We start from the raw sequence: 24,904 nt of genomic DNA, 5'->3' as shown, positions 1-24,904 counted from the left end.
TTTGGGGAATTAGTTACAAGAACTCAAGACCTTTTTGAAAATTTCTTCCACTCGGTGAGTGACTCTGGCACTCTGGTCACGTGACCACCAGTGCGATGACCGCGATCCACCAGCGCCTGTCCGCGCTCACGCCCACCGAGCGGCGCATCGCGAAACACGTGCTGGACGATCCGCGCAGTGCGGTCGACAACTCGATCACCCAGCTCGCCGCGGCCTGCGAGACGTCGGTCGCGAGCATCGCCCGCTTCACCCAGAGCCTGGGGTTCTCCGGATACCCCGAGCTCCGCCGTGCCCTGGCCACCGAGCTCGACCGCACCGAATCCGACCGTGAGCGCTTCCAGGTGTCGGAGAGCGACGTGAGCCGCCATGACGACGCGATCACCACGGTCCGCAAGATCGCCTTCGCGGAGGCATCCGCGATCGAGCGCACGGCGCGTCAGATCGACATCGACGAGCTCGAGCGCTGCGTCACCGCCGTGCGGGGCGCTCGCCGCATCGACATCTACGGTGCCGCCTCCAGCGGCCTGGCCGCGCAGGACCTCGAGCAGAAGCTGCACCGCGCGGGTCTCGTCGCCCAGGCCCGCACCGACCTGCACCTCGCGCTGACCGGCGCGGCGCTGCTCGACGAGCGGGATGTCGCGATCGCGATCTCGCACTCCGGGCGCACCCTCGAGATCGTGCAGTCCGCCGAGGTCGCCCAGCGTGCGGGAGCGACGACGATCGCCATCACGAACAACCCCCGCTCGCCGCTCGCGCGGGTGTGCAGCCTCGTGCTCGTCACCGCCGTCGCGGAGTCGACCTTCCGCTCGGGCGCCATGGCGAGCCGCATCGCGCAGCTCGCCGTGCTCGACTTCCTCTTCACCCGCATCGCGCAGGCCGACTACGACACGATCGCCGACAACCTGCAGCGCACGTACAACGCCGTCACCGACCACAGAATCGACTGATCCTCATGCACCTCGGCATCGACCGCCTGATCCGCCGCGACATCCGCCCCGACCTGCTCTCCCGGCTGCTCGGCAGCAGGATCGGCATGGTCACGAACGATCTCGCCCTGACCTCCGATCTGCTCCGCGGGCGCCAGCCGCTCGCGGCGACCGGTTGGGAGTTCGCCCGACTCTTCGGTCCCGAGCACGGACTCAGCGGGCGAGCGAAGGAGGGGGAGGCGGTCGGCGATCTCACCGATCCGGTCACCGGCGTGGAGGTGCGCAGCCTCTACGGCGACGCCGTGCGCCCCGCCGCGAGCGATCTCGCCGACCTCGACGTGATGCTGATCGACCTGCCCGACGTGGGCGCCCGCTTCTACACGTACATCTGGACCATGAGCCACGTGCTGGAGGCATGTGCGGACGCCGGCGTCGCGGTGGTCGTGCTCGACCGGCCCAACCCGATCGGCGGGCGCCTCGACAAAGCCGAGGGGCCGATGCTCGACGAGGGCGCGCAGTCGCTGGTCGGCCGGTGGGCCATGCCGATCCGGCACGGGCTGACGATCGGCGAACTCGCCCGGCACTGGGTCCGCACGCGAGGGATCGATGTGGAGCTCGAGGTGATCGAGGTCGACGGATGGACCCGCGATGCGCCCGTCGGTGGCGGAGAGCGCACCTGGATGCCGCCGTCGCCGAACCTCCCGAGCCCGACGACCGCGCTGCTGTACCCGGGCACCTGCCTGGCGGAGGGCGTGAACGTCTCGGAGGGGCGCAGCACCGCGGTCCCGTTCCGCGTGATCGCCGCGCCGTTCCTCGACGGAGAGCGCTATGCGACCGCCATCCGCGCGGCGGAGCTCCCCGGCATCGCGGCGCTCCCATACGGCTTCACGCCCCTGGTGCGCGACCACGCCGGCGAGGCGTGCGAGGGCGTGATCCTGCACATCACCGACGCGGAGGCCCTGCGCCCGGTGCACACCGGCGCGCGCCTGCTGGCGCTGATCGAGGAAATCCACCCCGGTGCGCTGGAGGAGCGCTCGCTCGTGCCGATGCCGGGGGAGTCCGACTGGTCGCCGCTCGAGAAGCTGTTCGGCGTGCGGGGTGCATTCGCCCAGATCACCTCGGGTGCGTGGAACGACCCGGGGCGCTTCGCGGTTCCCGAGTGGGTCGACGCCGTGGCGCCGGACCTGCTCTACCGCTGAGCGCACGCCTGCTCACACGTCGGTGCGGAACCCCGCGGCCTTGTGCGTGCCGTCGCAGAACGGCTTGATCGTGGAGAGCCCGCAGCGGCACAGCGCCACGGTGCGCCGTCGGTGCTCGATCGGGTTGCCGTCGTCGTCCCGGAGGTCGACGGGGCCGCGCACGAGCAGCGGCCCGTCGGGATAGGCCGTGATGGACACGGGCTCGTCCCGAGCGCTCACGCGGCGGCACCCCGGCGGAGCGAGGACTCGCCCTGCGTCCAGCGATCCAGCATGTGCTCGGCGACCCAGCCGTCGACCGTGAGGCACGCGGAGGCACCGAACATGATGTCGGCGAGCAGCTCGGGGTGGTCCTCGGCGAGGGCGCCCGCGAGATCGCGCGACGCGATCTGCTCATGCACGGCATCCGCTTCGACGTGCTCGTCGAAGTAGTCCGTCACGTCGGGCCCGAAGCCCAGACGGCGCAGGCCATCGCCGTAGAACCGGTTCGGGATCGACGAGGTCATCTCGAATGCGGCGAGATGGCCGACGATCGCCCCCAGCAGGCGGCGGTTCAGGCCGAACATCGACATCATGTTCTGCGAGGCGAGCGTCACCGCGGGGACGTCGTCGACATAGGCGCCGTAGGTGTCGTCGAGTCCGGCCCCGCGCATGGCGGTGGCGAAGATGGTCGCGTGCACGCGGTCGGGGCGGCCGCCGCCGTACTCGTCCGACTGGATCTCGACGAGCGCCGCCTTCGCCCGGCCGTGCAGGCGCGGGATCGCCCACGAGTGCGGATCGGCTTCGCGCAGTGTGTAGATGGAGCGCTGCATGAAGAACTCGCCGGCCTGCTCGATCGTGGCCTTCTTCGCCAGGTAGCGCGAGAGGCTCGGGCCGGTGTCGGCCTCGGCCAGGGCGAACAGCGCGCGCCCGACCGCGTCGACGCTCGCGACGGGGGAGTCGGGGGCGGGGACCTGGGCGCGCAGTGCCGCCTCGAAGGCCTCCTCGAGGATGCGACGTGTCGCGATCAGCTCGGGGTCCCACTCCAGGGCGGGATCGATGTCCGGGAGGGAGCCGTACGCCGAGGCGTAGAGGAGGAAGAGGGCGAGCTGGATGTCGTCGTCGCGCGCGACGTCGTCCGCGGCGGTCACCGCGACGGTCGCCCGCTCGCGGTGGTCGGCGGGGCCCTCGCCGGTGAGGTGGTGGAGGAGGGCGGCGCTGAGCGGCCCGCGCGCGGAGATGCCGCTGACGGTGATGTCGCGGACGGCGGTCGAGGTCACGGGGGACTCCCATCGGATCGGAGGACTCCACTGTCGCGTGCGCACCGCGTGCCGGGAAGGGTCTTGACGCCGGGCATCCGATACGGCACGGGCGCCGACTCCGCGTTCACGATTCAGTCAGAACGTCGGTCACGGGCACCCGTACGCGGCGTGTCGGCCTGTTCTCCGCGGGTTCTGCCTGAATTGTGAACGGGCGGACGCCGGCACCCGACCGGCCTAGGCTGGAGGTATGACCAAGAACACGTTCTGGACCGTCGTCGGAGTGATCCTCGCCGTGGTGATCGCCTGGTGGCTGGTCGGCGTGCTGTTCTCGGTGCTCTGGTTCATCGCCAAGCTCGCGATCGTCGCCGTCGTCGCGGTCGGCGTCTTCATCGCGTTGCGGGTGCTGTTCCGCAAGAGCGAGGACTGAGCGCGGCCGCTCCGCGCGGGCTCAGCCGGCGTCCGTCTCCCCGGTTCGCCGCGGACTCGGATCCGGCGGCAGGATCTCGATCGGTGCGGACGCGCGCGACTGCGCACGCCACCAGATGACGAACCCGGTCGCGGTGAACAGCCCGTACACGATGTACATGACGCCGGTCGCGTAGTACCCGGAGCTGAACAGCAGCGGCACTCCGACCACGTCGACCGCGATCCAGATCAGCCAGAACTCGGTCCAGCCCTTCGCCATGCCGTAGGTCGCCAGCAGCGATCCGACGAAGGTCCAGGCGTCCGCCCACACGGGCTCCCACGAGCCGAGCGCCCGGAACAGCGGCGTGAGGGCGATCGTGCCGACGATCATCACGAGGATCAGGCCGAGGCGGGCGCTGTTCGGTGCCCAGCGGGGGGTGATCCGCCCGCCCTGGGCGTGGCGCCAGCGCGCCCAGCCGTAGATCGCGACCGCGATGAACATGATCTGCCGACCGGCCTGCCCCAGCAGATGCGGCACGTCGGGGTCCGGGCTGAGGATCGAGCCGAGGAACACGGTGAGCAGCAGCACGTTGCCGATGATGCCGACCGGCCAGGCCCAGATCCGCCGGCGCATCCCGCCGATCGCGCTCGCGAGTCCGAAGGCGTTGCCCACCACTTCGCGCACGAGCAGCGTCTGCCCGCCCGGCAGCACCCACTGCGAGGTGAACGCCTCGACGAGCCACTGCAGCGCATCCATGGGGGACCGGGGTCAGGAGGCGGGATCGGGCGCGGGTCGCTCGTCGAGCACGAGCTGCAGGAAGGTGAGGTCGAGCCAGCGCCCGAACTTCGCGCCGACCTGCGGCAGGCGTCCGACCTCGCGGAAGCCGAGCTTCTCGTGCAGCACGATCGAGGCGGTGTTCGTGCTGTCGACGCCCGCGACCAGCACATGCAGGCCCTGGGCACGCGCCCGCGTGATGAGCTCGCGCATCAGCATCCGGCCGATGCCCCGGCCGCGCTGGTCGCCCCGCACGTACACGGAGTGCTCGGCGGTGTGCCGGTATCCCGTGTGCGGGCGCCAGTCGCCGTACGACGCGTAGCCCAGCACGCCGGTGTCGTCGACGGCCACGATCACCGGGAATCCCCGACGGGTGCGCTCGGCCAGCCACGCGGCGCGATCGTCGACGTCGACCGCGGTCTCGTTCCAGATGGCGGTGGTGTGCACCACGGCGTCGTTGTGGATCTCGGTGATCGTGTCGAGGTCGGAGGTCTCGGCATCTCTGAGGTGCACGGTGGTCATCGGCGGGCGTTCTCCTGCGTGGGCGACGGGGGCGCTTCGGGTGCGCATGGCTGACGCTAGCAGGGTGGCGGGGCTCGACGCGTCCACCTCTCGACGCCGCCGCCGGGGGTGTGGCAGGGTGACGAGCAGCACACCGGGAACGAGAGGGAATCGGATGAGGATCGCCGTCGCAGGAGGCACCGGAACGGTCGGTCGGTATGCGGTCCGAGCCGCGCACGATGCCGGGCACGATGTCGTCGTGCTCTCTCGTGCGAACGGGGCCGATGTGCTGACCGGGACCGGGCTGGGTCCCGCGCTCGCCGGAGCGGATGCCGTCATCGACGTCACCAACCTCGCCACCACGCTGTCGGCCAAGGCATCGGTCCGGTTCTTCGAGACCGCGACACGGCGGCTGCTCGCCGCCGCGGCTCAGGCGGGAGTCGGGCACCACATCGTGCTGTCGATCGTCGGCATCGACGACATCGACACCTCGTACTACGCCGGCAAGCTCGCCCAAGAGCGGGCGGTCGTCGCGGGCGCCGTGCCGTTCACGATCGCACGCGCCGCACAGTTCCACGAGTTCGCCGGGCAGATCCTCGGGCTGATGCGGGGGCCGTTCGCGCTGATGCCGCGCACGCTCATGCGACCGGTCTCGGCTCGCGAGGTCGGCGCGCACCTCGTGCGGATCGCCGAGAGCAGCCCGGTGGGGCGTGCCCCCGATCTCGTCGGTCCACAGGACGAGACGCTCGCCGACCTGGCCCGCAGGCAGCTCGCCTTCGACGGCATCCGCCGCCGGGTGCTCGACGTGCGCCTGCCCGGTGCCTACGGTCGGGGGCTGGCGTCGGGCTCACTGCGCGGGGGAGCGGATGCCGCGCACGGCGGCGTCACGTTCGACGAGTGGCTGCGCGGCCCCGACCACGCGCGGCCGTGAAAGCGGGGAGCGGCGGGGTCAGACGTGCACGTCGGCGGGCGATTCCTCGCCCTCGTGGAAGCTCGGGGTCTTGCCGAAGAGCTTCGCGATGCCGAGCACGATCCCCACGATGATGAGCCCCGCGGCGAGGCCGGCGATCGCCGAGAAGAGGGTGTCGCCGATCCACACGATCACGGGGCCCGCGGGCTCGAGCACGTGCTCGATGCCGTGCAGGACGTCGACGCCGAGGTGCACGCCCACCTCGCCGAGGTTCACGAGCAGCAGGTGACCGCCGACCCAGAGCATCGCGACGGTGCCGAGGATGCTGATGAAGCGGAACACGGCCGGCATCGATCGCACGATGCGCGTGCCGGTGTGACGGACGCGCTGCACGGGGTTCTTCGCCATCTTCAGGCCGATGTCGTCGATCTTGACCAGCAGGGCGACGGCGCCGTAGACCACGCCGGTCATCAGCAGGGCGATCACGGCGAGGATCGCGAGCGTGTTCCAGATGCTGAGCCCCGCCTCGAGGTTCGCGAGGGAGATCAGCATGATCTCGGTCGAGAGGATCAGGTCGGTGCGCACGGCGCCGAGCACGAGCTTCTTCTCGTCGCGGGCGCCTTCGTCGGCATGACCGTGCTGCACGCCGAACCACTCGAGCACCTTCTCGGCGCCTTCGAAGCACAGGTAGGCGCCGCCCAGGATCAGCAGATACGGCAGCACCCAGGGCGCGAACGCCGTGAGCAGCAGCGCGACCGGGATGATGATGACGAACTTGTTCGCGAGTGATCCGAGTGCGATCTTGGCGACGACCGGCAGCTCACGCGCCGGGGTGATCCCCTGCACGTATTGCGGAGTCACCGCGGCGTCGTCGATCACGACTCCGGCAGCCTTGGCCGAGGCCTTCATCGCGGCGCTCAGGATGTCGTCGACGACGGCGAGCAGTCCTACCGACATGTGTCCCCCTGTGGTGTGTGCAGACGAGACACTCTATCGAGCATCCCGAAACTCACAGCGCGCTCCCAGCCCTGCGGGACCAAAACGGGGTGCTCGTCGGTTCACCTCTAATGACGGCGCAGCCAGCGACGTCGGATGAGGAGTCAGATCATGTCGAACGAGTACGGCAAGACGCCGGAGGCCGTGAGCGGCCTCACCCACCTGCAGTACGAGGTCACCCAGGAGGACGGCACCGAGCCGCCGTTCCGCAACGCGTACTGGAACAACCACGAGGCCGGCATCTACGTCGATGTGGTCTCGGGACAGCCCCTGTTCTCCTCGACCGACAAGTTCGAGAGCGGCACGGGGTGGCCGAGCTTCACGCGTCCGATCGAGGAGTCCGCCGTGACGACCCGCACCGACCGCAAGCTGTTCATGAAGCGCACGGAGGCCCGCTCCACGGGCGCCGACAGCCACCTCGGGCACGTCTTCGACGACGGACCTCGGGATGCCGGCGGCCTGCGCTACTGCATGAACTCCGCGGCGCTCCGGTTCGTGCCGGTCGACCGACTCGAGGAGGAAGGGTACGGTCGCTACAGCCCCCTCTTCACCCACCAGACCATCGACACCGCTGAGGAGCAGTCATGACCGACACCGGAACCATCACCCGCACCCCCGGAACCGAGACCGCCGTGCTCGCCGGCGGCTGCTTCTGGGGCATGGAAGACCTGATCCGCCGTCAGCCCGGCGTGCTCGACACCCGGGTCGGCTACACGGGGGGCACGAACGACCACGCGACCTACCGCAACCACCCCGGTCACGCCGAGGCGGTCGAGATCGTCTTCGACCCGACCAAGACGACGTATCGCGACATCCTCGCGTTCTTCTTCCAGATCCACGATCCCTCGACCCTGGACCGCCAGGGCAACGACCGCGGATCGAGCTATCGCTCCGCGATCTTCCCGCTCTCGCCGGAGCAGGAGACCGTGGCACGAGAGACGATCGCCGACGTCGACGCCTCGGGGCTGTGGCCGGGCAAGGCCGTCACGACGATCGAGCCCGAGGGCCCGTTCTGGCAGGCCGAGGAGGAGCACCAGGACTACCTGCTCAAGTACCCGAACGGCTACACCTGCCACTTCCCGCGTGCGGGATGGGTGCTGCCGAAGCGCTCGGAGACCACTGCGGTCTGACATCCGCTGCACAGGCCCTTCGTCTCTCGGGACGGAGGGCCTTCTGCATCCCTGCCTCGCGTGGAGACGAGTTGGGGCGGGACGTCGCGTGGCCGGGCGGGAGGCGTGGCGTCGGGAGGAGGACTCCGCCTCGGGAGGTGGGAATGCCGGGGAGCCTCCTCCCGTCCGGGAGTTCTCCTCCCGAACCGGCGACTCCCGAACCCGACTCGGCCCGACCAGACTCCCAGGCTCCTCCCGACTCAGGCTCAGCCCTCCGCGAGGAACGCGAGCGCGGCGTCCTTGAAGTCGCGGGAGCCCGGTGCGTTGAAGTGGTTGCGGTTCGGGATCTCGAAGAAGCGGCCGTCCGGCGCGGCGGATGCCAGGGCTCGCGAGCCCTCGATGATCGCGTCCTTCGAGCCGGTCGCGAACAGGATCGGGCGGGTGGGGGCATCCTCCGGATCCGGGTCGATCGTGCCGGAGGCGCGCATGCCCTCCGCGAGGGCGACGAGGGCGCGCAGATCGTTGCCCGGCACGCGCTCGGTGAGGTCGATGTAGTTCTGCGTGGTCCGATCCTCGACCGGAGTGCCGTCGGCGAGGTACGCACGCACCTGCTCCAGGTCGAGGCGGGCGAGCGGGATGCCGTCGGGGACACCGCCCAGCACGGCTCTTCCGATGCGCTGCGGCAGATCGCGCACGACCTCCCAGCCGACGCGCGCGCCCAGCGAGTAGCCGACGTAGAAGGCGTCGTCGACGAGGTAGGCGTCCATGACGCTCTCGACGTCCGTCGCGAGCGTGCGGATGCCGTAGTCCTCGGGCTGGTGCGGCTTGTGGCTCGATCCGTGGCCGCGCTGGTCGAGCGCGAGCACCCGGTATCCGGCGGCGGTGAGTTGGCGCACCCACCCGGTCAGCACCCAGTTGTCGCGGGCGTTCGAGGCGAAGCCATGAACGGCGACCACGACGGGGGCGTCGAGCTCCCCCCAGGTGTAGGTCGCGAGGCGGGTGCCGTCGGCCGCGTACACCTGCTGCGGTTCGGGCATGCGGGTCAGGTCGGAGAGGGGAACAGCCACGGCATCCATTCTGGACCGTTCCCCCCTCGGGCGCTCGCCGCCCCGCGACCGATCAGGCGTTCCGGGTGCGCAGGAGCGACGGCATCCGGGTCAGGATCTCGTCGACCTCTTCGCGGGGGCTCGGACCGAGGTTGACGACCATGCCGTTCTCATCGGGTTCGAGCGGCTCGAGCGTCGCGAACTGCGAGTCGAGCAGCGAGCCCGGCATGAAGTGGTCGATGCGCCGGTTGAGGCGCTGGGCGATGATCTCCCGCGGGCCGTCCAGGTGGACGAACGCGACACCGGGTCGCCGCAAGCGGTCCCGGTAGACGCGCTTGAGCGCCGAGCACGTCACGATCCCCGGGGCGCCGGACTCGATGTGCGCGTCGATCCATTGTGCGACAGCGTCCAGCCAGGGCCACCGGTCGTCGTCCGTCAGGGCCTGCCCGGACGCCATCTTGGCGACGTTCGCGGCGGGATGCAGATCGTCACCCTCCTCCAAGTCCCAGGCGAGGATGCCGGCGAGCATGCCCGACACCGTGGACTTCCCGCACCCCGACACCCCCATGATCACCAGGACCGGTGGGCGGGTGGCATCGCGATCGTCGATGTCCGGCGCGTGAGAGACCCGCTGCACGATCACACCACCAGATCCAGGAGAAGAACGCCGATCAGTCCCACAACGGAGATCAGGCACTCGAGGACGGTCCACGTCTTGAACGTCTGCGGGAGGGTGGTTCCCAGGTACTGCTTGACCAGCCAGAAGCCCGCGTCGTTCACATGGGACAGGAACACCGAGCCCGAACCGATCGCGAGGACGAGCAGGGCGACCTCCGGCGCGGGAAGCGTCGACGCGGCCGAGGTCATGAGTCCCGCCGCCGTGATGGTGGCGATCGTCGCGGAACCCGTCGCGACACGGACCAGGACGGCGACCACCCAGCCGAGCAGCAGGACGGAGATGCCGCTGTCGAGCACGGCCCGCGTGATGACCTCACCGATCCCCGTGTCGATGAGCACCTGCTTGAAGGCACCGCCGGCCCCGACGATCAGCAGGATGCCGGCGATGGGCGGCAGGCTGGTGGCGAGGGAATCGGCGACGGTCTGGCGGTTCATCTTCGCACCGGCACCCAGCACGAAGATGCCGAAGATGAGGGTGATGAGGAGCGCGATCGTCGGAGTGCCGACGAAATCGATGATCTTGCGCCACACCCCCTCGGCTTCGGGCGCGATGATCGCCACGAGGGCCTTGACCATCATCAGCACGACAGGAAGCAGAATCGCCGTGACCGCGGCGGCGAACGACGGTCGCGGGCGTCGATCGGCATCCTCGCCCGCATCCTCGGCGGTCAGGAACATGTCGGGCACGGCGACGGGCGCCCACCGTGCGGCCCAGGTGCTGAACACCGGCCCGGCGATGATGATCGCCGGGATGGCCACGACGATCCCGAAGGCGAGGGTGAGCCCGAGGTTCGCGCCGAGGGCATCGATGGCGATGAGCGGACCGGGGTGAGGGGGCACCAGCCCGTGCATGGCCGAGAGGCCTGCGAGAGTCGGGATGGCGATCTTCATCAACGCCACGCCCGAGCGCCGCGCGACGAGGATGATCACCGGGATGAGCAGGACGAGGCCGATCTCGAAGAACATCGGCAGTCCGATGACCGCCCCGACCACCGCCATCGTCCACGGCAGCATCCGCTTGCTGGAGCGCGAGACGAGGGTGTCGACGATGCGGTCGGCCCCGCCGGAATCGGCGAGGAGCTTGCCGAACATCGCACCGAGCGCGATGAGGACGCCGACGCCGCCCATCGTCGATCCGAAGCCGTTCGAGAAGCTGAGCAGGGCTTGCTCGGTCGCCATCCCCGCGCCGATGCCGACGCCGAGGGCGCCGATCGTGAGCGCCAGGAACGGATGCACCTTCAGCCAGGTGATGAGCACGATGATGACCGCGAAGCCGATGAGAGCGGCGGTGATGAGTTGCGGGTCCGATCCGACCGGGATCACCGGCGCGGGGTCGGCCGCGGCCGCGGCTGCGGCGGTGAGCGGGTAGAGCGTCATCGGTCCTCCTTGGAAGCGACGGTGCTTGGACGGGAGTCAACGTAATCCAAAAGTATTCTTTTTTCAAGAATCGATGCATTTTCATACGTTTTTCTCGATCCGTGGCTCGCGCGAGACCGGCGTACGCTGAAGAGATGCGACAGACCCCCGTGCATGATGCGATCGTGGAGCGATGGGGGGCCGAGATCGGGTCCGGCCGACAGGCGCCCGGAAGCCGCATCATCATGGATCAGGCGATCGTCGCGTTCGGAGCGTCGCGAAGCGCCGTCCGAGAGGCGGCGCGCGTCCTGGAGTCGCTCGGCATGGTCGAGTCGCGCCAGCGAGTCGGCATCACCGTCCTGCCGCCCGAATCGTGGAGTCCCTACGACGCACGAGTGCTGCGTTGGCGGCTGACCGGTCCGGATCGCATCGAGCTCCTCCACAGCCTCAATGAGCTCCGTGCGGCGGTCGAGCCTGCGGCAGCCCGCTTGGCGGCCGAGCGCGCGACGCCGGATCAGTGCGCGCGGCTCGCCGCGGCCGTGATGGGGATGGCATCGACGTCTCGGGCGGCGAACGCCGATGACTATCTGGCGCACGACGCCGAATTCCACACGGTGCTGCTGCAGGCGTCGGGCAACGTGATGCTCGCCAACCTCAACAAGGTCGTCTACGCGGTGCTGGAAGGTCGTACGCGCAACGACCTCATGCCCGCCGTGGCGGATGCGGAGGCACTGAGCCTCCACGGCGAGGTCGCCGTGGCCGTGCAGTCGAAGGACGGGGATGCCGCCGAACGCGCGATGCGCGCGATCGTCGAGGAGTCGGACCACGCCGTGCTCGCCCTGGACGTCACGCGAGACGCCGCGCACGACCTCTGACGGCACTCGCTCGGCCGCACGTGCGGATCGTGGAGTCGCGGGCGTGAAGCCCGCCGAACCAGGCGGGAGGAGCTCCCGCCTTCGGGAGGAGCATCGCGAACGGATGCTCCTCCCGAGAGCGAGAACTCCTCCCGGGGAGTTGGGTCAGACCGTGCGGCGGAGGGCCTCTCCGAGCGCGGCGTCGACGTTCGTCCAGTACTGGAAGAAGCGCTCACGGATGCCGTCGAGCGTGATCGACTTGCCCTGACCGGTCAGGGTCTCGAGGAAGCGCGCCCGCTGCTCGTCATCGAAGACCGTGCGGTACAGCGTGCCGGCCTGACCGAAGTCGTCGTCGTCGAGGTGCAGGGTCGCCGCCGAGCGGATGAGCTCGCCATCGGCCTCCCAGCTCGCCTCGACCCCGGCCAGCGGGTCGGCCTCGGGGCCGCCCTCGGGACCGTACGAGTTCGGCGTGTAGACGCGGTGCTCGGCCGGGTTGAACCGGTACTGCATCTGCCCCTCGTGCATGTAGTTGCGGGCCTCGGTCGCGTGCGGCTGGTTGACCGGCAGCTGGTTGTAGTTCGCGCCGATGCGGTAGCGCTGCGCGTCGGAGTACGCGAAGACGCGGGCCATCAGCATCTTGTCCGGCGAGATGCCGGTGCCGGGCACCTGGTTGCCGGGCGAGAACGCCGCCTGCTCGATCTGTGCGAAGAAGTTCTCCGGGTTGCGGTTCAGCGTGAACGTGCCGACCTTGATGCGCGGGTAGTCCTTCTTCGACCAGGTCTTGGTGAGGTCGAACGGGTTGAAGCGGTAGGCCTTGGCCTCCTCGTACGGCATGATCTGCACGTACACGTCCCACGCGGGGTGCTCGCCGCGGGTGATCGCGTCGAACAGGTCGCGACGGTAGTAGTCGGCGTCGGAGCCGGCCAGCTGCTCGGCCTCGGCGGCGCCCATGGCCTCGACGCCCTGCTGGGAGAGGAAGTGGTACTGCACCCAGAAGCGCTCGCCTGCGGCGTTGACCCACTGGTAGGTGTGCGAGCCGTAGCCGTTCATGTGGCGCCAGCTGCGGGGCAGGCCGCGGTCTCCCATGAGGTAGGTGACCTGGTGGGCCGTCTCGGGGGAGAGCGTCCAGAAGTCCCACTGCATGTCGGCGTCGCGCAGACCCGAGTCGCCGAGGCGCTTCTGCGAGTGGATGAAGTCGGGGAACTTCATCGCATCGCGGATGAAGAACGTGGGGGTGTTGTTGCCGACGATGTCGAGGTTGCCCTCGCTCGTGTAGAAGCGCAGCGAGAAGCCGCGCACGTCGCGCCAGGTGTCGGGCGAGCCCTGCTCACCGGCGACCGAGGAGAAGCGGATCAGCGTCTCGCTGGTCGCACCGGGCTGGAACGCCGCGGCACGGGTGTAGGCCGACACGTCCTCCGTGACGACGAACTCGCCGAACGCGCCGCCGCCCTTGGCGTGCGGGTTGCGCTCCGGCACACGCTCGCGGTTGAACGAGGCGAGCTTCTCGACCAGGTACCGGTCGTGCAGCACGGTGGGGCCGTCGGCTCCGACCGTGAGCGAATGGGCATCGCTGGCGACCGGGGTGCCGGTCTGGGTCGTGGTGTTCGGTTTCGTCATGTTCTTCTCCTTCTGCGCACAGCTCCGAGGGGTGTCCGGCCCGGGCGGGCCGTCGTGTCGAGCTACTGTGCGGCGTTCTGGCAGCTGGGGCAGAGGCCCCAGAAGGTGACTTCGGCGGTCTGGACGGTGAATCCCCCGGCATCCGAGGGCGTGAGGCACGGGGCCTCACCGGTGACGCAGTCCACATCGCCGATGGCTCCGCACGTCGTGCAGACCACGTGGTGGTGGTTGTCTCCGGTGCGGCGCTCGTAGAGGGCGGCGGAGCCCGCCGGCTCGATCCGGCGGATCAGCCCGGCCGTCGTCAGGTCCGAGAGGATGTTGTGCACCGACTGGATCGACGTGGTCGGGAGCACCGCGGACACGACGCGGTAGAGCCGCTCCGCATCCGTGTGTGCCATGGAGTCCAGTGCCTCGAGCACGGCGATGCGGCCGGCGGTCGCCCGCAGGCCCACCTCATGCAACGTCATGTCGAAGGCCGTGTCCATGCCCCGACACTATCTCTTCTTTTGAGTAATTCAAAAGAAGGTCGACGGCATGTCGGGCGTCCGGGTCGTCATAATCGGGAGGTGGCCACACTCATGACGATCGGGGACTTCTCGCGAGCGGTCCGCCTGACCGCCAAGGCGCTGCGGTTCTATCACCGCAGCGGCGTGCTCGTGCCCGCGCACGTCGACGAGCGCACCGGGTACCGGTTGTACGCCCCCGAGCAGATCGCCGACGCGCAGATCGTGAAGTCGCTGCGTGATCTCGATGTTCCGGTGGAGGCGGTCGGAGAAGTGCTGGCGACGCCGGATGTCGCGCGGCGCGGGCGACTGATCGCCGACCACCTCGCGGGCATGGAGCGCCGACTGGAGGAGACGCGCACCGCCGTGGCGACCCTGCGGTCGCTGCTCGATAGCTCCGACCCGACCATCGAGATCACGCACCGCAGCGTCCCGGAGACGCGCGTGGTCGCGGTGCGGCAGGTGATCCGGCTGCCCGAGCTCGGCGCGTGGTTCCGGCGTTCGCTGGGCACCCTGCAGGGGATCGTGGCGGAAGCCGACCCGGAGACGGTCGGAGCGTATGGAGGAACGTGGTCGAACGAGCTGTTCGCCGACGAGCGCGGGGAGGCGATGCTCCACGTCGTCGCGCACGACGGGTTCGACGAGCGGCTCGCGGGTGCGGGTGCCGCGATGACCGCGCTGCCCGCGATGGACCTCGCGCTGGCCACCCACGACGGCGACGACACGACGATCGGTCGGGTGTACGCGGCACTGGGGGAGCACGTCGCCGCACACGAGCTGGCGATCGAGGCGCCCGTGCGGGAGACGTACCTCACGGGGTTCCCCGGCCTGGGCGAGCGGTCGGTCACCGAGATCGGCTGGCCGATCTTCCGCGTCCTCCGCTGATCCCGACGCGATCGCTTGACCTTCCCCTCGGGGGAAGACCCAGGCTGAGGACAGCGGCGAACCGATCGCCGCCGCAGCAGAGAACAGGAGCACCCATGTCCGCCTCCACGGAACTCTCCCCCTTCGACCCGCAGGCCCTTCCCTCGGCGATCTCGCGCTATCTGCGCCTGGCCGGCGAGGGCACGGACCGTGCCGCCGCCGTGACCACCTTCGCCGCGGATGCGCACGTCCGGGACGAGGGCATCGACCATCACGGCCGCGACGCCGTCCTCGGGTGGCTGACCGGCGCCGCATCCGAGTTCACCTACACGACGAGCTACGTCGGTCAGAGCCAGGAGGAGCCGGACCGCTGGACGATCGGCGCCCGCCTGGAGGGCGACTTCACGGGAGGTGTCGCCGACCTGCGCTTCCGGTTCACCCTGCGCGACGGGCTGATCTCCGATCTCGTGATCGCGCCCTGACGAGGACCGCGGGTCCCGACTACCAGGGCCGGACGCCCGAGGCAAGGGGCGCGCGGCCGCGCCGGAACTCCTCTAGAACAGAACCATGCAGATGATCATGTACGCCGGTGAAGAATTCGTGACGGGTGATGCGATAGCGGATGCCCTGCTGGCGTACGGACGTGCACTCGGACAGGAGGAGCGCGCGGAGATCGTCGAGATCCCGGTGCGCGAAGACGACGGCTCGGTGACGACGGCGAAGTTCCTGATCGGGCCCGCCAGTCAGATCGTCGCGAAGGATGTATCGGTGCCGGGCGAGGAGATCCTGGATGAGGAGCTCGTCGAGCGCCTCGAACTCCTCACCCGCCACCTCGAGTCGCCCGTGGGTCACCCGCTGGACGCCTCGGAGAACGCGGCCTACGACGTCATCGACTGACGCGGCCCCCGGGAGAGGGCGACCCGATCACGACACCGTGATCGTGAACCCCTCTCCGCGCACGCGCACCTTCCCGCTCTGGGCGGCCTGACCGCGCTGCGATCCGTCGGCGTCGTACGCCCGCCCCGAGCCCGCGGCCAGCGCCGGCACCCGCTCCTCGCGGCGGGCGCTGTTGGCGTAGAGCACCGCCGCGCCCGACGTCGTGTCGTACACCGCGCTCACGACCCGCGGCTGGATCACGAGGGCGTCGAGGCGCACCTCTCCGCGGCTCGTGCACCGCACGGTCACGGGTCCGTCCGGCAGATCGCCGCCGAGCAGCTGCGGCACGAGCATCCCGTCGGCCTCGGTCAGCCCGCGGTCGCCCGTGCCGCCCGCGGGGGTGCGGGTGCTCCACACGCGACGCCGTCCGCGGAAGACCTCCCACACCGCGTCGCCGGCGTCCGGAGCCTGGCGCCACACGAGTCCGTGCAGGATGCCGCCGGCCTCGCTCACGTCGAACTCGACCCACTCGCCCTTCGCGAGCCGCACGAAGGAGCCGCCGGAGAGATTGCCCTCGCCGGTCCACGCCCCGGTGGAGGGCGTCTCGACCACCGCACCGGGTGACCGTCGTGCGGACTCCGCCTCGAGCACCCGCAGCCCGGAGGACGACCGGAGTCCGGTGATGGACGTCGCCACCGCCGCCACGTCGCGGTGCGCGTCGAGCAGCAGCATCGTGAGCAGGCCGTGGATGGTCGACTCCGCGCCGGAGTTGCGGTTCACCCGGCCGTCGGTCTCCACGCCGTCGAAGGTGACGCCGGTCGCGGGGTCGTACACGGGGATGCCCGCGGTGTTGGCGCCGAAGAACCAGCCGGCGGCAAGACCCGCGAGCACACGGAACCCCTCGCCGCCGACGGTCGCCGCCTGCATCGCCCCGGCCACCCGGCCGTGCGCGCCGTAGGCGATCTGCGCCTCGGCGGGGAGGGGAGCCCACGCGTTGTGAGGTCCGCCCGACGCGAGCACCTGCGGGGTGAACCGTCCGGCATCCGCGCGTGCGGCGGCCGACCAATCGCGCCGGCCCACCAGGGCACCCGCGCGCGCCAGCGCCTCCGGGGCGGCGGCGCCCCAGGCGTGCCAGAACCCGAGCGAGCCGGTCCACGGCAGCACGGCCCCGAACGGCCAGCCCTTCGCGGGATCGGTGGCCATCGCGGCGACCGCCTCGCCGTAGGTCTTCAGCGCCGCGCGGCTGCGCGCATCGCCCGCCTCAGCCGAGGCCGCGAGCCCGAGCATGGCTTCCGCCGTGGCATCCGCACCGCCGGCGATGAGCCAGGCGGGCAGCTTCCGTCCGTCGCTGCGCACCCACTGTCCGGCACGCGAGAGCGATTCGCGGCCGAGCGCGTCGAGGCACAGATGCAGGCGCGTGCGCAGGAAGTCGGCGAACGCGGGATCCTCGTGCCGGAAGGCCGCGGCGCCCTCGCCGAAGGCCCAGACGGAGCGGGCGAGCCAGTACGACTCGGCGGAGTCCGAGGGGTCGGGGAGCTCGATCGGGATGGCGCTGGGGTTCAGCGTGCCGTCCTCCTGCTGCCACAGCACCACGCGACCCGCGTTCGGGCCGGAGGTCGTCTGCAGGAAAGCGAGGGAGCGCAGCACGTCGCGCGCCTCGTCGCGGCTCTGCTCGTCGCTGGTCGCCTGCCACGCCCGCAGGAAAACGATCGCCGCCCGAGCGATGTCGTCGGCGTTGTACGCGCCCTGCGTCCAGTACCCGGTCACCGCATCACGGGTGCCTCCGCCGACCGGGCGGTAGCCGCCGGCCCCGTCGGTGTCGGCATAGGTCCAGGGGGCGCGCACGGTCGGCCGCTCGTCGATCCCGAACGTCGTGTGGGTCGCGCTCGCGGTGACCGGCACCTCCGCGAGGAGGAAGCGCAGATGCGCGAGATTCGTGAGGCGCGCGCGCTTCACGGCGGCACCCGAGAGCGAACCGGCGGCGCCGGTCATGCTCCCCGTGCCGGCCGGTCCCGTGGCGCCCGCCGCGGCGTCGATCGGGAGCAGCGCGAGAGCGGATGCCGTCGCCGCGAGCGTCAGGAAGGAACGACGGGAGGTGTCCATGGCGTCACTCCCCGGCATCCACGGCGGGCCCGGCATCCGTGCGCAGCGCACGTCCCCAGGGCTCGGCGGGATCGTGGATCGCGACCGCGAGCGTCGTGTCGGACTGCCCGTAGTACGCGAACCACTTGTCCTGGAACTTCACGAGCCCCTCCACGAAGGTCACGTTCGAGACGAGACCGTTGCGGTCCTCGAAGGTCTGCGGACGCAGCCACGGCTCCTGCAGGCGGGCGATGACCTTCGTGGGCTCGTCCGGGTCGATCGCGATCTGCCCGCAGCGGTAGTCCACGTCGACCGATCCGTCGTCGTGCACGACCCGCGTGGCGCCGTTGGTGAGGAAGACCAGCAGGCCGTTGTCGGTCACGACGGGAGAGGTGCCGATCTCCACCAGCGCCTCGTCCCAGGTGCCCGGCGTGGGCGAGTACATCGGATCGGTGTCGGCCGTGCCCGGAGTCCAGTGGATCAGGTCGTCGCTGGTCGCCCAGTAGATCGCTCCCTCGCCGAAGTACATCCACCACTTGCCGTGCATCCGCTGCGGCACGATGACCCCGGCCTTCGACCAGTTGAACCCGCGCGGGTCCATGGTCTTGAACGTGTCGAAGTCCTCGAACAGCGGGCCGTGCTTGGTCCAGGTGCGCAGATCGGTCGAGGTCGCCAGGCACAGCTGCGCGCTGCGGCGGTCCCACCCGGTGTAGGTGAGGTAGTAGGTGCCGTCGATCAGCGCGATGCGCGGGTCCTCGCAGCCGTAGGTCTCGTAGTCCTCCGACGGCGAGAGGATCGGGGCGTCCTCCCGGGTGAAGGTGACGCCGTCGCGCGAGCGGGCGATGCCGATGTGCGAGATGATGTCGTCCGCGTGGGCGCGGTACAGCAGCACCACCTCGTCGCCGTCGACGATCGCCGCCGGGTTGTAGAGGTTCGCGGACTCCCAGCTGTCGCCGCGGGGACGCAGGATCGGGTTGCCCTCGTACGGGGTGAACGGACCGAGGGGGAAGGATGCTCCGGTGAACATGGGTGGCCTTTCTGGCTAGCCTTTGACGGCCGCGCCGAGGTCGGTGGCGGTGAAGAAACGCTGGAAGACGACGAACAGGATGACGACGGGGAACGCCAGGGCCGTGGCACCGGCGAGGATCGCCCCGTTGGGATTCGCGGTGGACTGCGCGACGTTGGAGATGTAGTTCGCGAGGGAGACGGCGAGCGGCTGCAGAGACGCGTCCTTCGTGATCAGGAAGGGCCAGAGGAACTCGTTCCACGGGCCGATGAAGGTGACCAGCACGACCGTCACCAGCACGGGCTTGATCAGCGGGATGGCCACCGAGGTGAGCAGACGGATCTCGCCGGCCCCGTCGATGCGGGCCGCCTCGAAGATCTCCACGGGCAGCGCCTTGAAGAACTGCGTGAAGATGAACACCGCCGTGGTGTTGATCAGGAACGGCAGGATCATGCCCATGTACGAGTCGCCCAGGCCGTAGTTGCGGGTGATCTGCACGTAGAGCGGGATCATCAGCAGCTGGAACGGCACCATCTGCACGAGCAGCATCAGCACCCAGATGACTCCGCGTCCGCGGAAGTCGAGCCGGGCGATGGCGTAGCCCGCCAGCAGGCCGAACACGACGGTTCCCAGCAGCACGCCCGCGGTGAAGATCAGCGAGTTCAGCAGCGACCCCATGAGGTCGATGCGGGAGTCGATCGCGACGAAGTTGTCGACCGTCCACCCGCTCGTCGGGAGGAGCTCGTCGGGTGCGTTCGTGGGGTTCTGCTGGAACGCTCCGACCAGCATGAAGTAGAACGGGAAGGCGAAGCCGATCGCCGCCGCCGTGAGCAGGACGATGCTCAGGATGCGGGGAGCCTTGCGGGTACGTCTCATCATCGCTCCCTTGTCGCGCGGTTGGCCGCCAGCGACAGCAGGCCGACCAGGATCACCAGGATCATGCCGATCGCCGCCGCCGTGTCGGGGTTCTGCTGCTGGATGCCGAGCTGGTAGATCAGCAGCACGGGGGTGGAGGAGGCCCCGTCGGGGCCGCCGCCGTTCGTGAGCAGGTACGGCTCGGTGAACAGGTTCGCGCCGGTGATGATCGACAGGATCAGCACGAGCGTGGTGGCGCTGCGCACACCGGGGATCGTCACGTGCAGGAAGCGCTTGACGGCGCCCGCGCCGTCGGTCTCGGCCGACTCGTAGAGCTCCTTGGGCACGTTCTGCAGCGCGGCCAGGTAGAGCAGGATGTAGAACCCCAGCTGCTTCCAGGTCACGTAGAGCGCGATCATCGGCATCGCGAGCCCGCTGTTCACGAGCCACGAGGGGTCGGGGGCGAGCGGGCCGAGGATGGTGTTGATGAGCCCGTTGCCCGAGAACAGCAGCATCCACACGCCCACCAGCGAGACGCTCGCGGTGAGGTACGGCACGTAGAACGCCACCCGGTACGCGGCCACCCAGCGGATGCCGGTGTTGAGCGCCGTGGCGAGCACGAGCGACAGCACCGCGGTGAGCGGCACGTTGATCACGAGGAAGACGAGGGTGTTGCGGAACGAGTCGATCACCCGCGGGTCGGTGAGCACGGCGACGAAGTTGTCGAAGCCGACGAACGGCCGGTCGACCTCGACGTTCGGCGCCGTGAAGAAGTAGTCGTGGAAGGCGATGTAGACCGCGAAGGCGAGCGGATAGGCGAAGATCGCGATCACGAAGACGAAATACGGCAGCGCGAAGAGGCCGCCGACCGGTTGCGCACCCAGCCATCGGGTGCGCAACCGCCGCCTGTCGGTCACGACGTCACTCCGCGACGAGCTCATCGATCTTCGTCGCCGCGCCGCTGAGGAAGTCGTCGATCGACGTCTTGCCGAAGATCACCGCGGCGGAGTACTCGTCGCGGAACGCCTGCCAGGCCTCCACCGAGTTCGGGATGCTGGGGACGTCGGCGGTCGCCTCCGCCTGCTCCGCGAACGCGGCGTAGTCCGGGTTCGATTCGAAGTAGTCGGCGTAGGTGCCGAGCAGGTCGCTGCGCATCGGCATCTGGCCGGTGAGCTCGAGGAGCTGACCGTCGCTGTCGACGCTCGTGGAGAACTGCAGGAACTCCCAGGCGGTGCCCTGGTTCTCGCAGGCCGTGAACATCGACACGCTCTTGGAGTCGGCGAACGTCGTCGGCGTCTCGCGGCCGTCGCTCGTGGGCACCGGCATGAAGCCGACGTCCACGGTCTCGGCGTACGACGGGATCGCCCACGGGCCGGCGAGCTGCATCGCGGTCGTCCCGGCCGACATCGCGTCGTCGGTCGACGCCTCGTTGGGGGAGAGCTTGTCGGTGTAGAACGTCGACCAGAACTCGGCGACCGTGCGGCCGGCATCCGAGTCGAAGGTCGACTTCCCGTCTTCCACGAGCATCGTGCCGTCGGTCTCGGCCAGGTACAGCGGGTAGAAGTCGAACCAGGGCTGATAGAACTCGCTGGTCGGCGCGGGCCAGATCGCGCTCTGCACGCCGGAGTCGACGATCGCCTGCGACTTCTCGATGAACGCGTCGTAGGTGTTCATCTGCGGGTCCTCCGGGTCGATGCCCGCGGCCTCGAACAGGGCCTTGTTGTACATGACCATGACGGGGTTCGACTTCCACGGCAGCTGGTAGTAGCTGCCGTCGGTGGCGTACGACTCGACGTCGCCGCCGCGTTCGGTGATGTAGTCGGAGCCGCCCTCCATCGTGCTGAGGTCGACGAGCCCGCCCTGCTTGACCCAACCGGAGACCGCGGCGGGGGCGACGTTGTAGACGAGGCAGGGTGCGGTGCCGGCGGTGATCGCCGCGGTGATGGCCTCCTCCGACGAGGAGCCGGCGGGGATCTCCTGGGCCGTCACCTTCTCGTCGGGATGCTCGGCGTTCCACGCCTCGACCACCGCGGTGCCCCAGGCGAGTTCCTGCTCGTTGTTGGAGAGCCAGATGTCGACCGGGCCGGTGCCGTCGGCGGAGCCTTCTCCGCTCCCGCCTCCGGCCGAGCATCCGGTGGCGACGAGCGCGGTGGCGCAGATGAGCGCTGCTGCACGGATCTTCTTCATGGTGTCCTCCTCGACACGGGTGATGACGCTGGGGTGGTGCTTCGGGATGTTCGATGGGGTGGGGCGGATGCCGACTACGCGGTGCTCTCGCGGAAGTGCACGACGTTGCAGTCGACGACCTCGGTGCGCGGGGACGCGCCGAGGATGTCTGCGCGCAGCAGGCGCGCCGCGGCGCGGCCGCGAGCGGCGGGGTCGGAGGACACGCTGGTCAGCGCGGGCGACAGGTGGGCCGACAGGTGGTCGTCGTCGAAGCCGGAGATCGCCAGGTCACGGGGGATCACGAGGCCCTGCGACCGGGCGAACGAGAGCCCGGCGATGGCCATCGTGTCGTTCGAGTAGAGGATGGCCGTGGGGCGCTCGGGGAGCGCGAGCAGCTCCTGGGTGCGGGCACGGCCGCTCGCCGCCGTGAAGTCGCCTTCGCGCAGCAGGGTGTCGTCGCCGATGGTCGCGATGTAGGCATCGGCGCGGGCACGAGAGTGCACGTAGTCGAGCGGGCCGGAGATGTGGGCGATGCGCTCGTGTCCGGCGGCGCGGAGGTGCGCGATGATCTCGCGGACGGGGGCGGCGTCGTCGGTGCGGACGCAGGAGAACGCGGTCGGCTGGTCGTAGGCGCCGACGAGCACGGTGGGAAGGGCGAGGTCGTCGAGGAAGGGCACGCGCCAGTCGTCCTGACGCAGATCGAGGAGCAGGGCGCCGTCGGCGCGGCCATGGCTCAGCGCGCGGTAGGCGCGCTCTTCGGCATCCCGGTCGGAGACGACCTGCAGCAGCAGGCCCGTCTCGGTCTCGGCCAGCACGGATTCGACGCCGGCGATGAAGGCGGGGAAGAACGAGTCGTTCGCGATGACCTCGGGATCGCGGGCGAGGACCACGGCGATCGCGTTCGCGCGGCTCGTGGCGAGCGCGCGTGCACTCTGGCTCGGCACCCAGTTCAACTTCTCCGCGGCGGCGAGCACCTTCGCCTTCGTCTCCTCCGACGTCGGACGGTTGCCGCTGAGCGCGTGCGAGACGGTCGCTTTGGTCACGCCGGCCTCGCGGGCGACATCGGCGATCGTCGTGCGGCTCATGCCACTCCTTCGTGGGTCGACCGGCCAGGGGGGAGTTGAACCGGTTTGATGAGTGTAAACCGGTTTGCGTGCGGGTGTCAACGATCGGGTCGCGAAGCGAGGGCGGAGGCCCGCGGGGCCGGATGCCGCGGCTCAGACGAAGCGCACGGTCTGCTGCAGCCGGGTGCGCACGTCGAACAGCTCGTTGCCGCCGATCTCGCGCGCCCCGGGAACGCCCTGGCGCAGCACCATGGTCAGAGCGCTGCGGCGCACGACGACCACCGGCACCCCGCGGCTGGTGCCCAAAGGGGTCACGGCCTGCGCGAGATCGTCGTCGGGCAGCACGATGATCGCGCCGCCGAACTTCACCTTCGCCGCCTTCGCGACCGTGCGCATCCGCGCGAGCGCGCTGGTGACGGGCGCGCGGGTGCCGAGGCTCGGGCCCGTGATCTCGCCGCGGCGGAACCCGACGACGCCGCCGAAGTCCTCGCTCATCACGCCGTAGAGCCCCGAGGGGCTGAGGACCACATGATCGAGCTTGTCGTCGGCATCCGCTCCGGCCGCGACGTCATGCCACACCGTGAAGCCCATGCCGAGCGCCGAGACCGTGCGGGCCGTCGACTCCTCGGCGAGGGCGTCGGCGAGCATCCGTCGCAGCTCACGCGGGGCCGCGCGCACGAGGGCAGGGTCGTAGGGATCGGGCACCTCGACGCCGCGGCCCGCCCACTCCCGGATCAGCACGAGGTAGCGCTCCCGGCGCCAGCCTCCGGGATGCCCGTACGAGCGCGCGCGGGGGCGGCTGTCGCCGCGCGGGGCGGTCGGCGGACGCCATCCGCTCCATTCCGAGTCCGTCGCGACGCCCGTCCGACGGTCGTACGCGGCGCGGTCCTCGGTGGTGCCGACGAGCTCCCAGGCGCGCTGCACCTGGATGAACACCGCGGCATCGCCACCGGTGTCGGGGTGGGTCTGCCGCATCCGCAGCCGGTAAGCGCGTCGCAGCTCCGCGTCGTCGACGGAGGGGTCGACGCCGAGGATCTCGTACGCCGAGGCGGAGAGCGGGCTGTCGAACATCGCTCTCCCTTCCAGCGTCGCGGCATCCAGAATATCCGGCGGGTGTTGTGTGTTCGCCGGATCGGCGCTCAGTCGGGCACGTCGACGATGCGTTCCGCGCCCGTCGTCGGCACCACGCTCCCGGCCGAGGCTGCGGCCAGGTCGTCGGCGAGGCGGGGCAGCTCCGCCGCGGGCGCCCACACCTCGAGCGTCGCCACGGCGGCGTAGCGCGGCTCTCCGAGCGTCGCGCCGTGGTGGGTCGCCCAGTCGCGCAGCAGGTTGTCGTAGCGGCCGGCATCGGCGTGGGGCACGTCGATCGTGACCTGCGTCAGTGCCGCGCGCCGCACGAGAGACGCCCGGTCGAGCGTCTCCGACACGGCCGAGGAGTACGCCCGCACGAGGCCGCCGGCCCCGAGCTTCACCCCGCCGAAGTAGCGCGTCACGACCGCGACCACGTCGGTCAGCTCGCGCCTCCGCAGCACCTCGAGCATCGGCACGCCCGCGGTGCCCGACGGCTCTCCGTCATCCGAGGATCGCGCCTGATCGCCGAGCAGCCCGGTGATCATCGCGGCGCAGTTGTGGTTCGCATCCCACGCCCGCTTGCGGATGCCGGCGATGACCGCCTCCGCCTCCTCGACCGAGGAGACCGGCTCGACGCGCGTCAGGAAGCGCGACTTCCGGATCACGATCTCGCTCGAGACCGCCGACGCGATCGTGGCGGGGTAGCTGCGGGGGAGAGACATCCGCCCCAGGCTATCCGGCCCCCGCACTGCCCATCGCCGAATCGATTCGATAGGCTGGATGAACACCCTCTCGCGGTGTCATCCC

At 70.0% G+C, this 24,904-nt stretch carries 28 protein-coding genes; 10 read left to right on the top strand and 18 right to left on the bottom strand.

The genetic code is table 11. From position 1 onward, the window contains the following. Positions 1 to 80: 80 nt before the first annotated feature. Both ACWA14_RS15540 and ACWA14_RS15535 read left to right on the top strand, forming a co-directional pair. A complete protein-coding gene (locus ACWA14_RS15540) occupies positions 81 to 947 on the top strand; it encodes a MurR/RpiR family transcriptional regulator (protein WP_463795310.1) in 867 nt (288 codons plus the stop codon). A gap of 5 nt (positions 948 to 952) precedes the next feature. Further along, on the top strand, positions 953 to 2,125 hold the full coding sequence (locus ACWA14_RS15535) for an exo-beta-N-acetylmuramidase NamZ family protein (protein WP_463795309.1): 1,173 nt from the start codon (positions 953 to 955) through the stop codon (positions 2,123 to 2,125). Between the two features lie 12 nt (positions 2,126 to 2,137). Here the strand turns inward: ACWA14_RS15535 and ACWA14_RS15530 are convergent, their stop codons facing one another. Together ACWA14_RS15530 and ACWA14_RS15525 are read right to left on the bottom strand one after the other, a co-directional pair. After that, positions 2,138 to 2,344, bottom strand: coding sequence for a CDGSH iron-sulfur domain-containing protein (locus ACWA14_RS15530; protein WP_463795308.1), 207 nt, complete (start codon positions 2,342 to 2,344; stop codon positions 2,138 to 2,140). Then, positions 2,341 to 3,381, bottom strand: coding sequence for an iron-containing redox enzyme family protein (locus tag ACWA14_RS15525; protein ID WP_463795307.1), 1,041 nt, complete (start codon positions 3,379 to 3,381; stop codon positions 2,341 to 2,343). Before ACWA14_RS15525 ends, ACWA14_RS15530 begins: the two co-directional genes overlap by 4 nt. 229 nt (positions 3,382 to 3,610) lie before the next feature. On the opposite strand from ACWA14_RS15525, the gene ACWA14_RS15520 reads away from it, so the two are divergent. Continuing rightward, a complete protein-coding gene (locus ACWA14_RS15520; RefSeq protein ID WP_463795306.1) occupies positions 3,611 to 3,790 on the top strand; it encodes a hypothetical protein in 180 nt (59 codons plus the stop codon). A gap of 21 nt (positions 3,791 to 3,811) precedes the next feature. Here the strand turns inward: ACWA14_RS15520 and pnuC are convergent, their stop codons facing one another. Then, on the bottom strand, positions 3,812 to 4,525 hold the full coding sequence (gene pnuC / locus ACWA14_RS15515) for a nicotinamide riboside transporter PnuC (protein ID WP_463795305.1): 714 nt from the start codon (positions 4,523 to 4,525) through the stop codon (positions 3,812 to 3,814). 12 nt (positions 4,526 to 4,537) lie between these two features. Continuing rightward, on the bottom strand, positions 4,538 to 5,065 hold the full coding sequence (locus tag ACWA14_RS15510; protein WP_463795304.1) for an N-acetyltransferase family protein: 528 nt from the start codon (positions 5,063 to 5,065) through the stop codon (positions 4,538 to 4,540). A gap of 154 nt (positions 5,066 to 5,219) precedes the next feature. On the opposite strand from ACWA14_RS15510, the gene ACWA14_RS15505 reads away from it, so the two are divergent. Continuing rightward, positions 5,220 to 5,975, top strand: a complete 756-nt coding sequence (locus tag ACWA14_RS15505; protein WP_463795303.1) for an SDR family oxidoreductase — start codon at positions 5,220 to 5,222, stop codon at positions 5,973 to 5,975. 18 nt (positions 5,976 to 5,993) lie between these two features. Here the strand turns inward: ACWA14_RS15505 and ACWA14_RS15500 are convergent, their stop codons facing one another. Beyond that, complete coding sequence (locus tag ACWA14_RS15500; RefSeq protein WP_463795302.1) at positions 5,994 to 6,911, bottom strand: DUF808 domain-containing protein; 918 nt, start codon at positions 6,909 to 6,911, stop codon at positions 5,994 to 5,996. A 150-nt stretch (positions 6,912 to 7,061) separates the two neighbouring features. On the opposite strand from ACWA14_RS15500, the gene msrB reads away from it, so the two are divergent. Beyond that, the gene (gene msrB, locus ACWA14_RS15495) at positions 7,062 to 7,538 is read left to right on the top strand and encodes a peptide-methionine (R)-S-oxide reductase MsrB (protein ID WP_463795301.1); all 477 of its coding nucleotides are present in this window, start codon (positions 7,062 to 7,064) and stop codon (positions 7,536 to 7,538) included. Further along, entirely contained in the window at positions 7,535 to 8,080 is a 546-nt protein-coding gene (msrA, locus tag ACWA14_RS15490; protein ID WP_463795300.1) for a peptide-methionine (S)-S-oxide reductase MsrA, read from the top strand. The genes msrB and msrA overlap by 4 nt, the downstream gene beginning before the upstream one ends. Before the next feature lie 245 nt (positions 8,081 to 8,325). On the opposite strand, the gene ACWA14_RS15485 is transcribed toward msrA, so the two are convergent. From ACWA14_RS15485 to ACWA14_RS15475, 3 genes are read right to left on the bottom strand one after another with little or no spacing between them, the layout of a single operon-like run. Next, on the bottom strand, positions 8,326 to 9,135 hold the full coding sequence (locus ACWA14_RS15485; RefSeq protein WP_463795299.1) for an alpha/beta fold hydrolase: 810 nt from the start codon (positions 9,133 to 9,135) through the stop codon (positions 8,326 to 8,328). A 43-nt stretch (positions 9,136 to 9,178) separates the two neighbouring features. Continuing rightward, on the bottom strand, positions 9,179 to 9,742 hold the full coding sequence (locus ACWA14_RS15480) for a gluconokinase (protein WP_463795298.1): 564 nt from the start codon (positions 9,740 to 9,742) through the stop codon (positions 9,179 to 9,181). A gap of 2 nt (positions 9,743 to 9,744) precedes the next feature. Further along, entirely contained in the window at positions 9,745 to 11,160 is a 1,416-nt protein-coding gene (locus ACWA14_RS15475) for a GntP family permease (RefSeq protein ID WP_463795297.1), read from the bottom strand. Between the two features lie 134 nt (positions 11,161 to 11,294). Between ACWA14_RS15475 and ACWA14_RS15470 the strand changes: the two genes are divergently transcribed. Beyond that, on the top strand, positions 11,295 to 12,014 hold the full coding sequence (locus ACWA14_RS15470; RefSeq protein ID WP_463795296.1) for a FadR/GntR family transcriptional regulator: 720 nt from the start codon (positions 11,295 to 11,297) through the stop codon (positions 12,012 to 12,014). Between the two features lie 144 nt (positions 12,015 to 12,158). Here the strand turns inward: ACWA14_RS15470 and ACWA14_RS15465 are convergent, their stop codons facing one another. Next, a complete protein-coding gene (locus tag ACWA14_RS15465) occupies positions 12,159 to 13,610 on the bottom strand; it encodes a catalase (RefSeq protein ID WP_463795295.1) in 1,452 nt (483 codons plus the stop codon). 62 nt (positions 13,611 to 13,672) lie between these two features. After that, positions 13,673 to 14,095: a Fur family transcriptional regulator gene (locus ACWA14_RS15460; protein ID WP_463795294.1), complete on the bottom strand. Its 423-nt coding sequence runs from the start codon at positions 14,093 to 14,095 to the stop codon at positions 13,673 to 13,675. An 81-nt stretch (positions 14,096 to 14,176) separates the two neighbouring features. Between ACWA14_RS15460 and ACWA14_RS15455 the strand changes: the two genes are divergently transcribed. The 3 genes from ACWA14_RS15455 (at position 14,177) to ACWA14_RS15445 (ending at position 15,874) form a co-directional block, all read left to right on the top strand. Next, positions 14,177 to 14,998, top strand: a complete 822-nt coding sequence (locus tag ACWA14_RS15455; protein ID WP_463795293.1) for a MerR family transcriptional regulator — start codon at positions 14,177 to 14,179, stop codon at positions 14,996 to 14,998. 95 nt (positions 14,999 to 15,093) lie between these two features. Then, a complete protein-coding gene (locus ACWA14_RS15450; RefSeq protein ID WP_463795292.1) occupies positions 15,094 to 15,459 on the top strand; it encodes a nuclear transport factor 2 family protein in 366 nt (121 codons plus the stop codon). Between the two features lie 85 nt (positions 15,460 to 15,544). Then, complete coding sequence (locus ACWA14_RS15445) at positions 15,545 to 15,874, top strand: hypothetical protein (RefSeq protein ID WP_463795291.1); 330 nt, start codon at positions 15,545 to 15,547, stop codon at positions 15,872 to 15,874. A 27-nt stretch (positions 15,875 to 15,901) separates the two neighbouring features. On the opposite strand, the gene ACWA14_RS15440 is transcribed toward ACWA14_RS15445, so the two are convergent. The 8 genes from ACWA14_RS15440 to ACWA14_RS15405 all read right to left on the bottom strand — a co-directional run bounded on the left by ACWA14_RS15440 (position 15,902) and on the right by ACWA14_RS15405 (position 24,819). Beyond that, entirely contained in the window at positions 15,902 to 17,956 is a 2,055-nt protein-coding gene (locus ACWA14_RS15440; RefSeq protein WP_463795290.1) for a hypothetical protein, read from the bottom strand. A gap of 4 nt (positions 17,957 to 17,960) precedes the next feature. After that, positions 17,961 to 18,962 (bottom strand): glycoside hydrolase family 130 protein, encoded by a 1,002-nt coding sequence (locus tag ACWA14_RS15435; RefSeq protein ID WP_463795289.1) that lies wholly within the window; start codon positions 18,960 to 18,962, stop codon positions 17,961 to 17,963. Positions 18,963 to 18,977: 15 nt separating this feature from the next. Beyond that, positions 18,978 to 19,820, bottom strand: a complete 843-nt coding sequence (locus ACWA14_RS15430; protein ID WP_463795288.1) for a carbohydrate ABC transporter permease — start codon at positions 19,818 to 19,820, stop codon at positions 18,978 to 18,980. Next, positions 19,817 to 20,737, bottom strand: a complete 921-nt coding sequence (locus ACWA14_RS15425; RefSeq protein ID WP_463795287.1) for a carbohydrate ABC transporter permease — start codon at positions 20,735 to 20,737, stop codon at positions 19,817 to 19,819. The genes ACWA14_RS15430 and ACWA14_RS15425 overlap by 4 nt, the downstream gene beginning before the upstream one ends. Beyond that, positions 20,718 to 21,983 (bottom strand): extracellular solute-binding protein, encoded by a 1,266-nt coding sequence (locus ACWA14_RS15420; protein WP_463795286.1) that lies wholly within the window; start codon positions 21,981 to 21,983, stop codon positions 20,718 to 20,720. Before ACWA14_RS15420 ends, ACWA14_RS15425 begins: the two co-directional genes overlap by 20 nt. A 74-nt stretch (positions 21,984 to 22,057) precedes the next feature. Continuing rightward, on the bottom strand, positions 22,058 to 23,047 hold the full coding sequence (locus tag ACWA14_RS15415) for a LacI family DNA-binding transcriptional regulator (RefSeq protein WP_463795285.1): 990 nt from the start codon (positions 23,045 to 23,047) through the stop codon (positions 22,058 to 22,060). A 132-nt stretch (positions 23,048 to 23,179) separates the two neighbouring features. Then, positions 23,180 to 24,097 (bottom strand): J domain-containing protein, encoded by a 918-nt coding sequence (locus ACWA14_RS15410; protein WP_463795284.1) that lies wholly within the window; start codon positions 24,095 to 24,097, stop codon positions 23,180 to 23,182. Between the two features lie 68 nt (positions 24,098 to 24,165). Beyond that, the gene (locus ACWA14_RS15405) at positions 24,166 to 24,819 is read right to left on the bottom strand and encodes an IMPACT family protein (protein ID WP_463795283.1); all 654 of its coding nucleotides are present in this window, start codon (positions 24,817 to 24,819) and stop codon (positions 24,166 to 24,168) included. Between the last annotated feature and the right edge of the window lie 85 nt (positions 24,820 to 24,904).

This window comes from Microbacterium sp. TW_SC_2 (assembly GCF_055361165.1).
Note: the sequence above shows the minus strand (reverse complement) of the source record. Positions and strands in the feature narration are given on the sequence as shown.

What these genes read in the sequence shown, in the direction of transcription:
- ACWA14_RS15535 (WP_463795309.1), top strand. Translation starts at nt 953, where the DNA reads ATGCACCTCGGCATCGACCGCCTGATCCGCCGCGACATCCGCCCCGAC.
- ACWA14_RS15520 (WP_463795306.1), top strand. Translation starts at nt 3,611, where the DNA reads ATGACCAAGAACACGTTCTGGACCGTCGTCGGAGTGATCCTCGCCGTG.
- pnuC (WP_463795305.1), bottom strand. Translation starts at nt 4,525, where the DNA reads ATGGATGCGCTGCAGTGGCTCGTCGAGGCGTTCACCTCGCAGTGGGTG.
- ACWA14_RS15510 (WP_463795304.1), bottom strand. Translation starts at nt 5,065, where the DNA reads ATGACCACCGTGCACCTCAGAGATGCCGAGACCTCCGACCTCGACACG.
- ACWA14_RS15505 (WP_463795303.1), top strand. Translation starts at nt 5,220, where the DNA reads ATGAGGATCGCCGTCGCAGGAGGCACCGGAACGGTCGGTCGGTATGCG.
- ACWA14_RS15500 (WP_463795302.1), bottom strand. Translation starts at nt 6,911, where the DNA reads ATGTCGGTAGGACTGCTCGCCGTCGTCGACGACATCCTGAGCGCCGCG.
- msrB (WP_463795301.1), top strand. Translation starts at nt 7,062, where the DNA reads ATGTCGAACGAGTACGGCAAGACGCCGGAGGCCGTGAGCGGCCTCACC.
- msrA (WP_463795300.1), top strand. Translation starts at nt 7,535, where the DNA reads ATGACCGACACCGGAACCATCACCCGCACCCCCGGAACCGAGACCGCC.
- ACWA14_RS15485 (WP_463795299.1), bottom strand. Translation starts at nt 9,135, where the DNA reads ATGGATGCCGTGGCTGTTCCCCTCTCCGACCTGACCCGCATGCCCGAA.
- ACWA14_RS15475 (WP_463795297.1), bottom strand. Translation starts at nt 11,160, where the DNA reads ATGACGCTCTACCCGCTCACCGCCGCAGCCGCGGCCGCGGCCGACCCC.
- ACWA14_RS15470 (WP_463795296.1), top strand. Translation starts at nt 11,295, where the DNA reads ATGCGACAGACCCCCGTGCATGATGCGATCGTGGAGCGATGGGGGGCC.
- ACWA14_RS15465 (WP_463795295.1), bottom strand. Translation starts at nt 13,610, where the DNA reads ATGACGAAACCGAACACCACGACCCAGACCGGCACCCCGGTCGCCAGC.
- ACWA14_RS15460 (WP_463795294.1), bottom strand. Translation starts at nt 14,095, where the DNA reads ATGGACACGGCCTTCGACATGACGTTGCATGAGGTGGGCCTGCGGGCG.
- ACWA14_RS15450 (WP_463795292.1), top strand. Translation starts at nt 15,094, where the DNA reads ATGTCCGCCTCCACGGAACTCTCCCCCTTCGACCCGCAGGCCCTTCCC.
- ACWA14_RS15445 (WP_463795291.1), top strand. Translation starts at nt 15,545, where the DNA reads ATGCAGATGATCATGTACGCCGGTGAAGAATTCGTGACGGGTGATGCG.
- ACWA14_RS15440 (WP_463795290.1), bottom strand. Translation starts at nt 17,956, where the DNA reads ATGGACACCTCCCGTCGTTCCTTCCTGACGCTCGCGGCGACGGCATCC.
- ACWA14_RS15435 (WP_463795289.1), bottom strand. Translation starts at nt 18,962, where the DNA reads ATGTTCACCGGAGCATCCTTCCCCCTCGGTCCGTTCACCCCGTACGAG.
- ACWA14_RS15430 (WP_463795288.1), bottom strand. Translation starts at nt 19,820, where the DNA reads ATGATGAGACGTACCCGCAAGGCTCCCCGCATCCTGAGCATCGTCCTG.
- ACWA14_RS15425 (WP_463795287.1), bottom strand. Translation starts at nt 20,737, where the DNA reads ATGAGCTCGTCGCGGAGTGACGTCGTGACCGACAGGCGGCGGTTGCGC.
- ACWA14_RS15420 (WP_463795286.1), bottom strand. Translation starts at nt 21,983, where the DNA reads ATGAAGAAGATCCGTGCAGCAGCGCTCATCTGCGCCACCGCGCTCGTC.
- ACWA14_RS15415 (WP_463795285.1), bottom strand. Translation starts at nt 23,047, where the DNA reads ATGAGCCGCACGACGATCGCCGATGTCGCCCGCGAGGCCGGCGTGACC.
- ACWA14_RS15410 (WP_463795284.1), bottom strand. Translation starts at nt 24,097, where the DNA reads ATGTTCGACAGCCCGCTCTCCGCCTCGGCGTACGAGATCCTCGGCGTC.
- ACWA14_RS15405 (WP_463795283.1), bottom strand. Translation starts at nt 24,819, where the DNA reads ATGTCTCTCCCCCGCAGCTACCCCGCCACGATCGCGTCGGCGGTCTCG.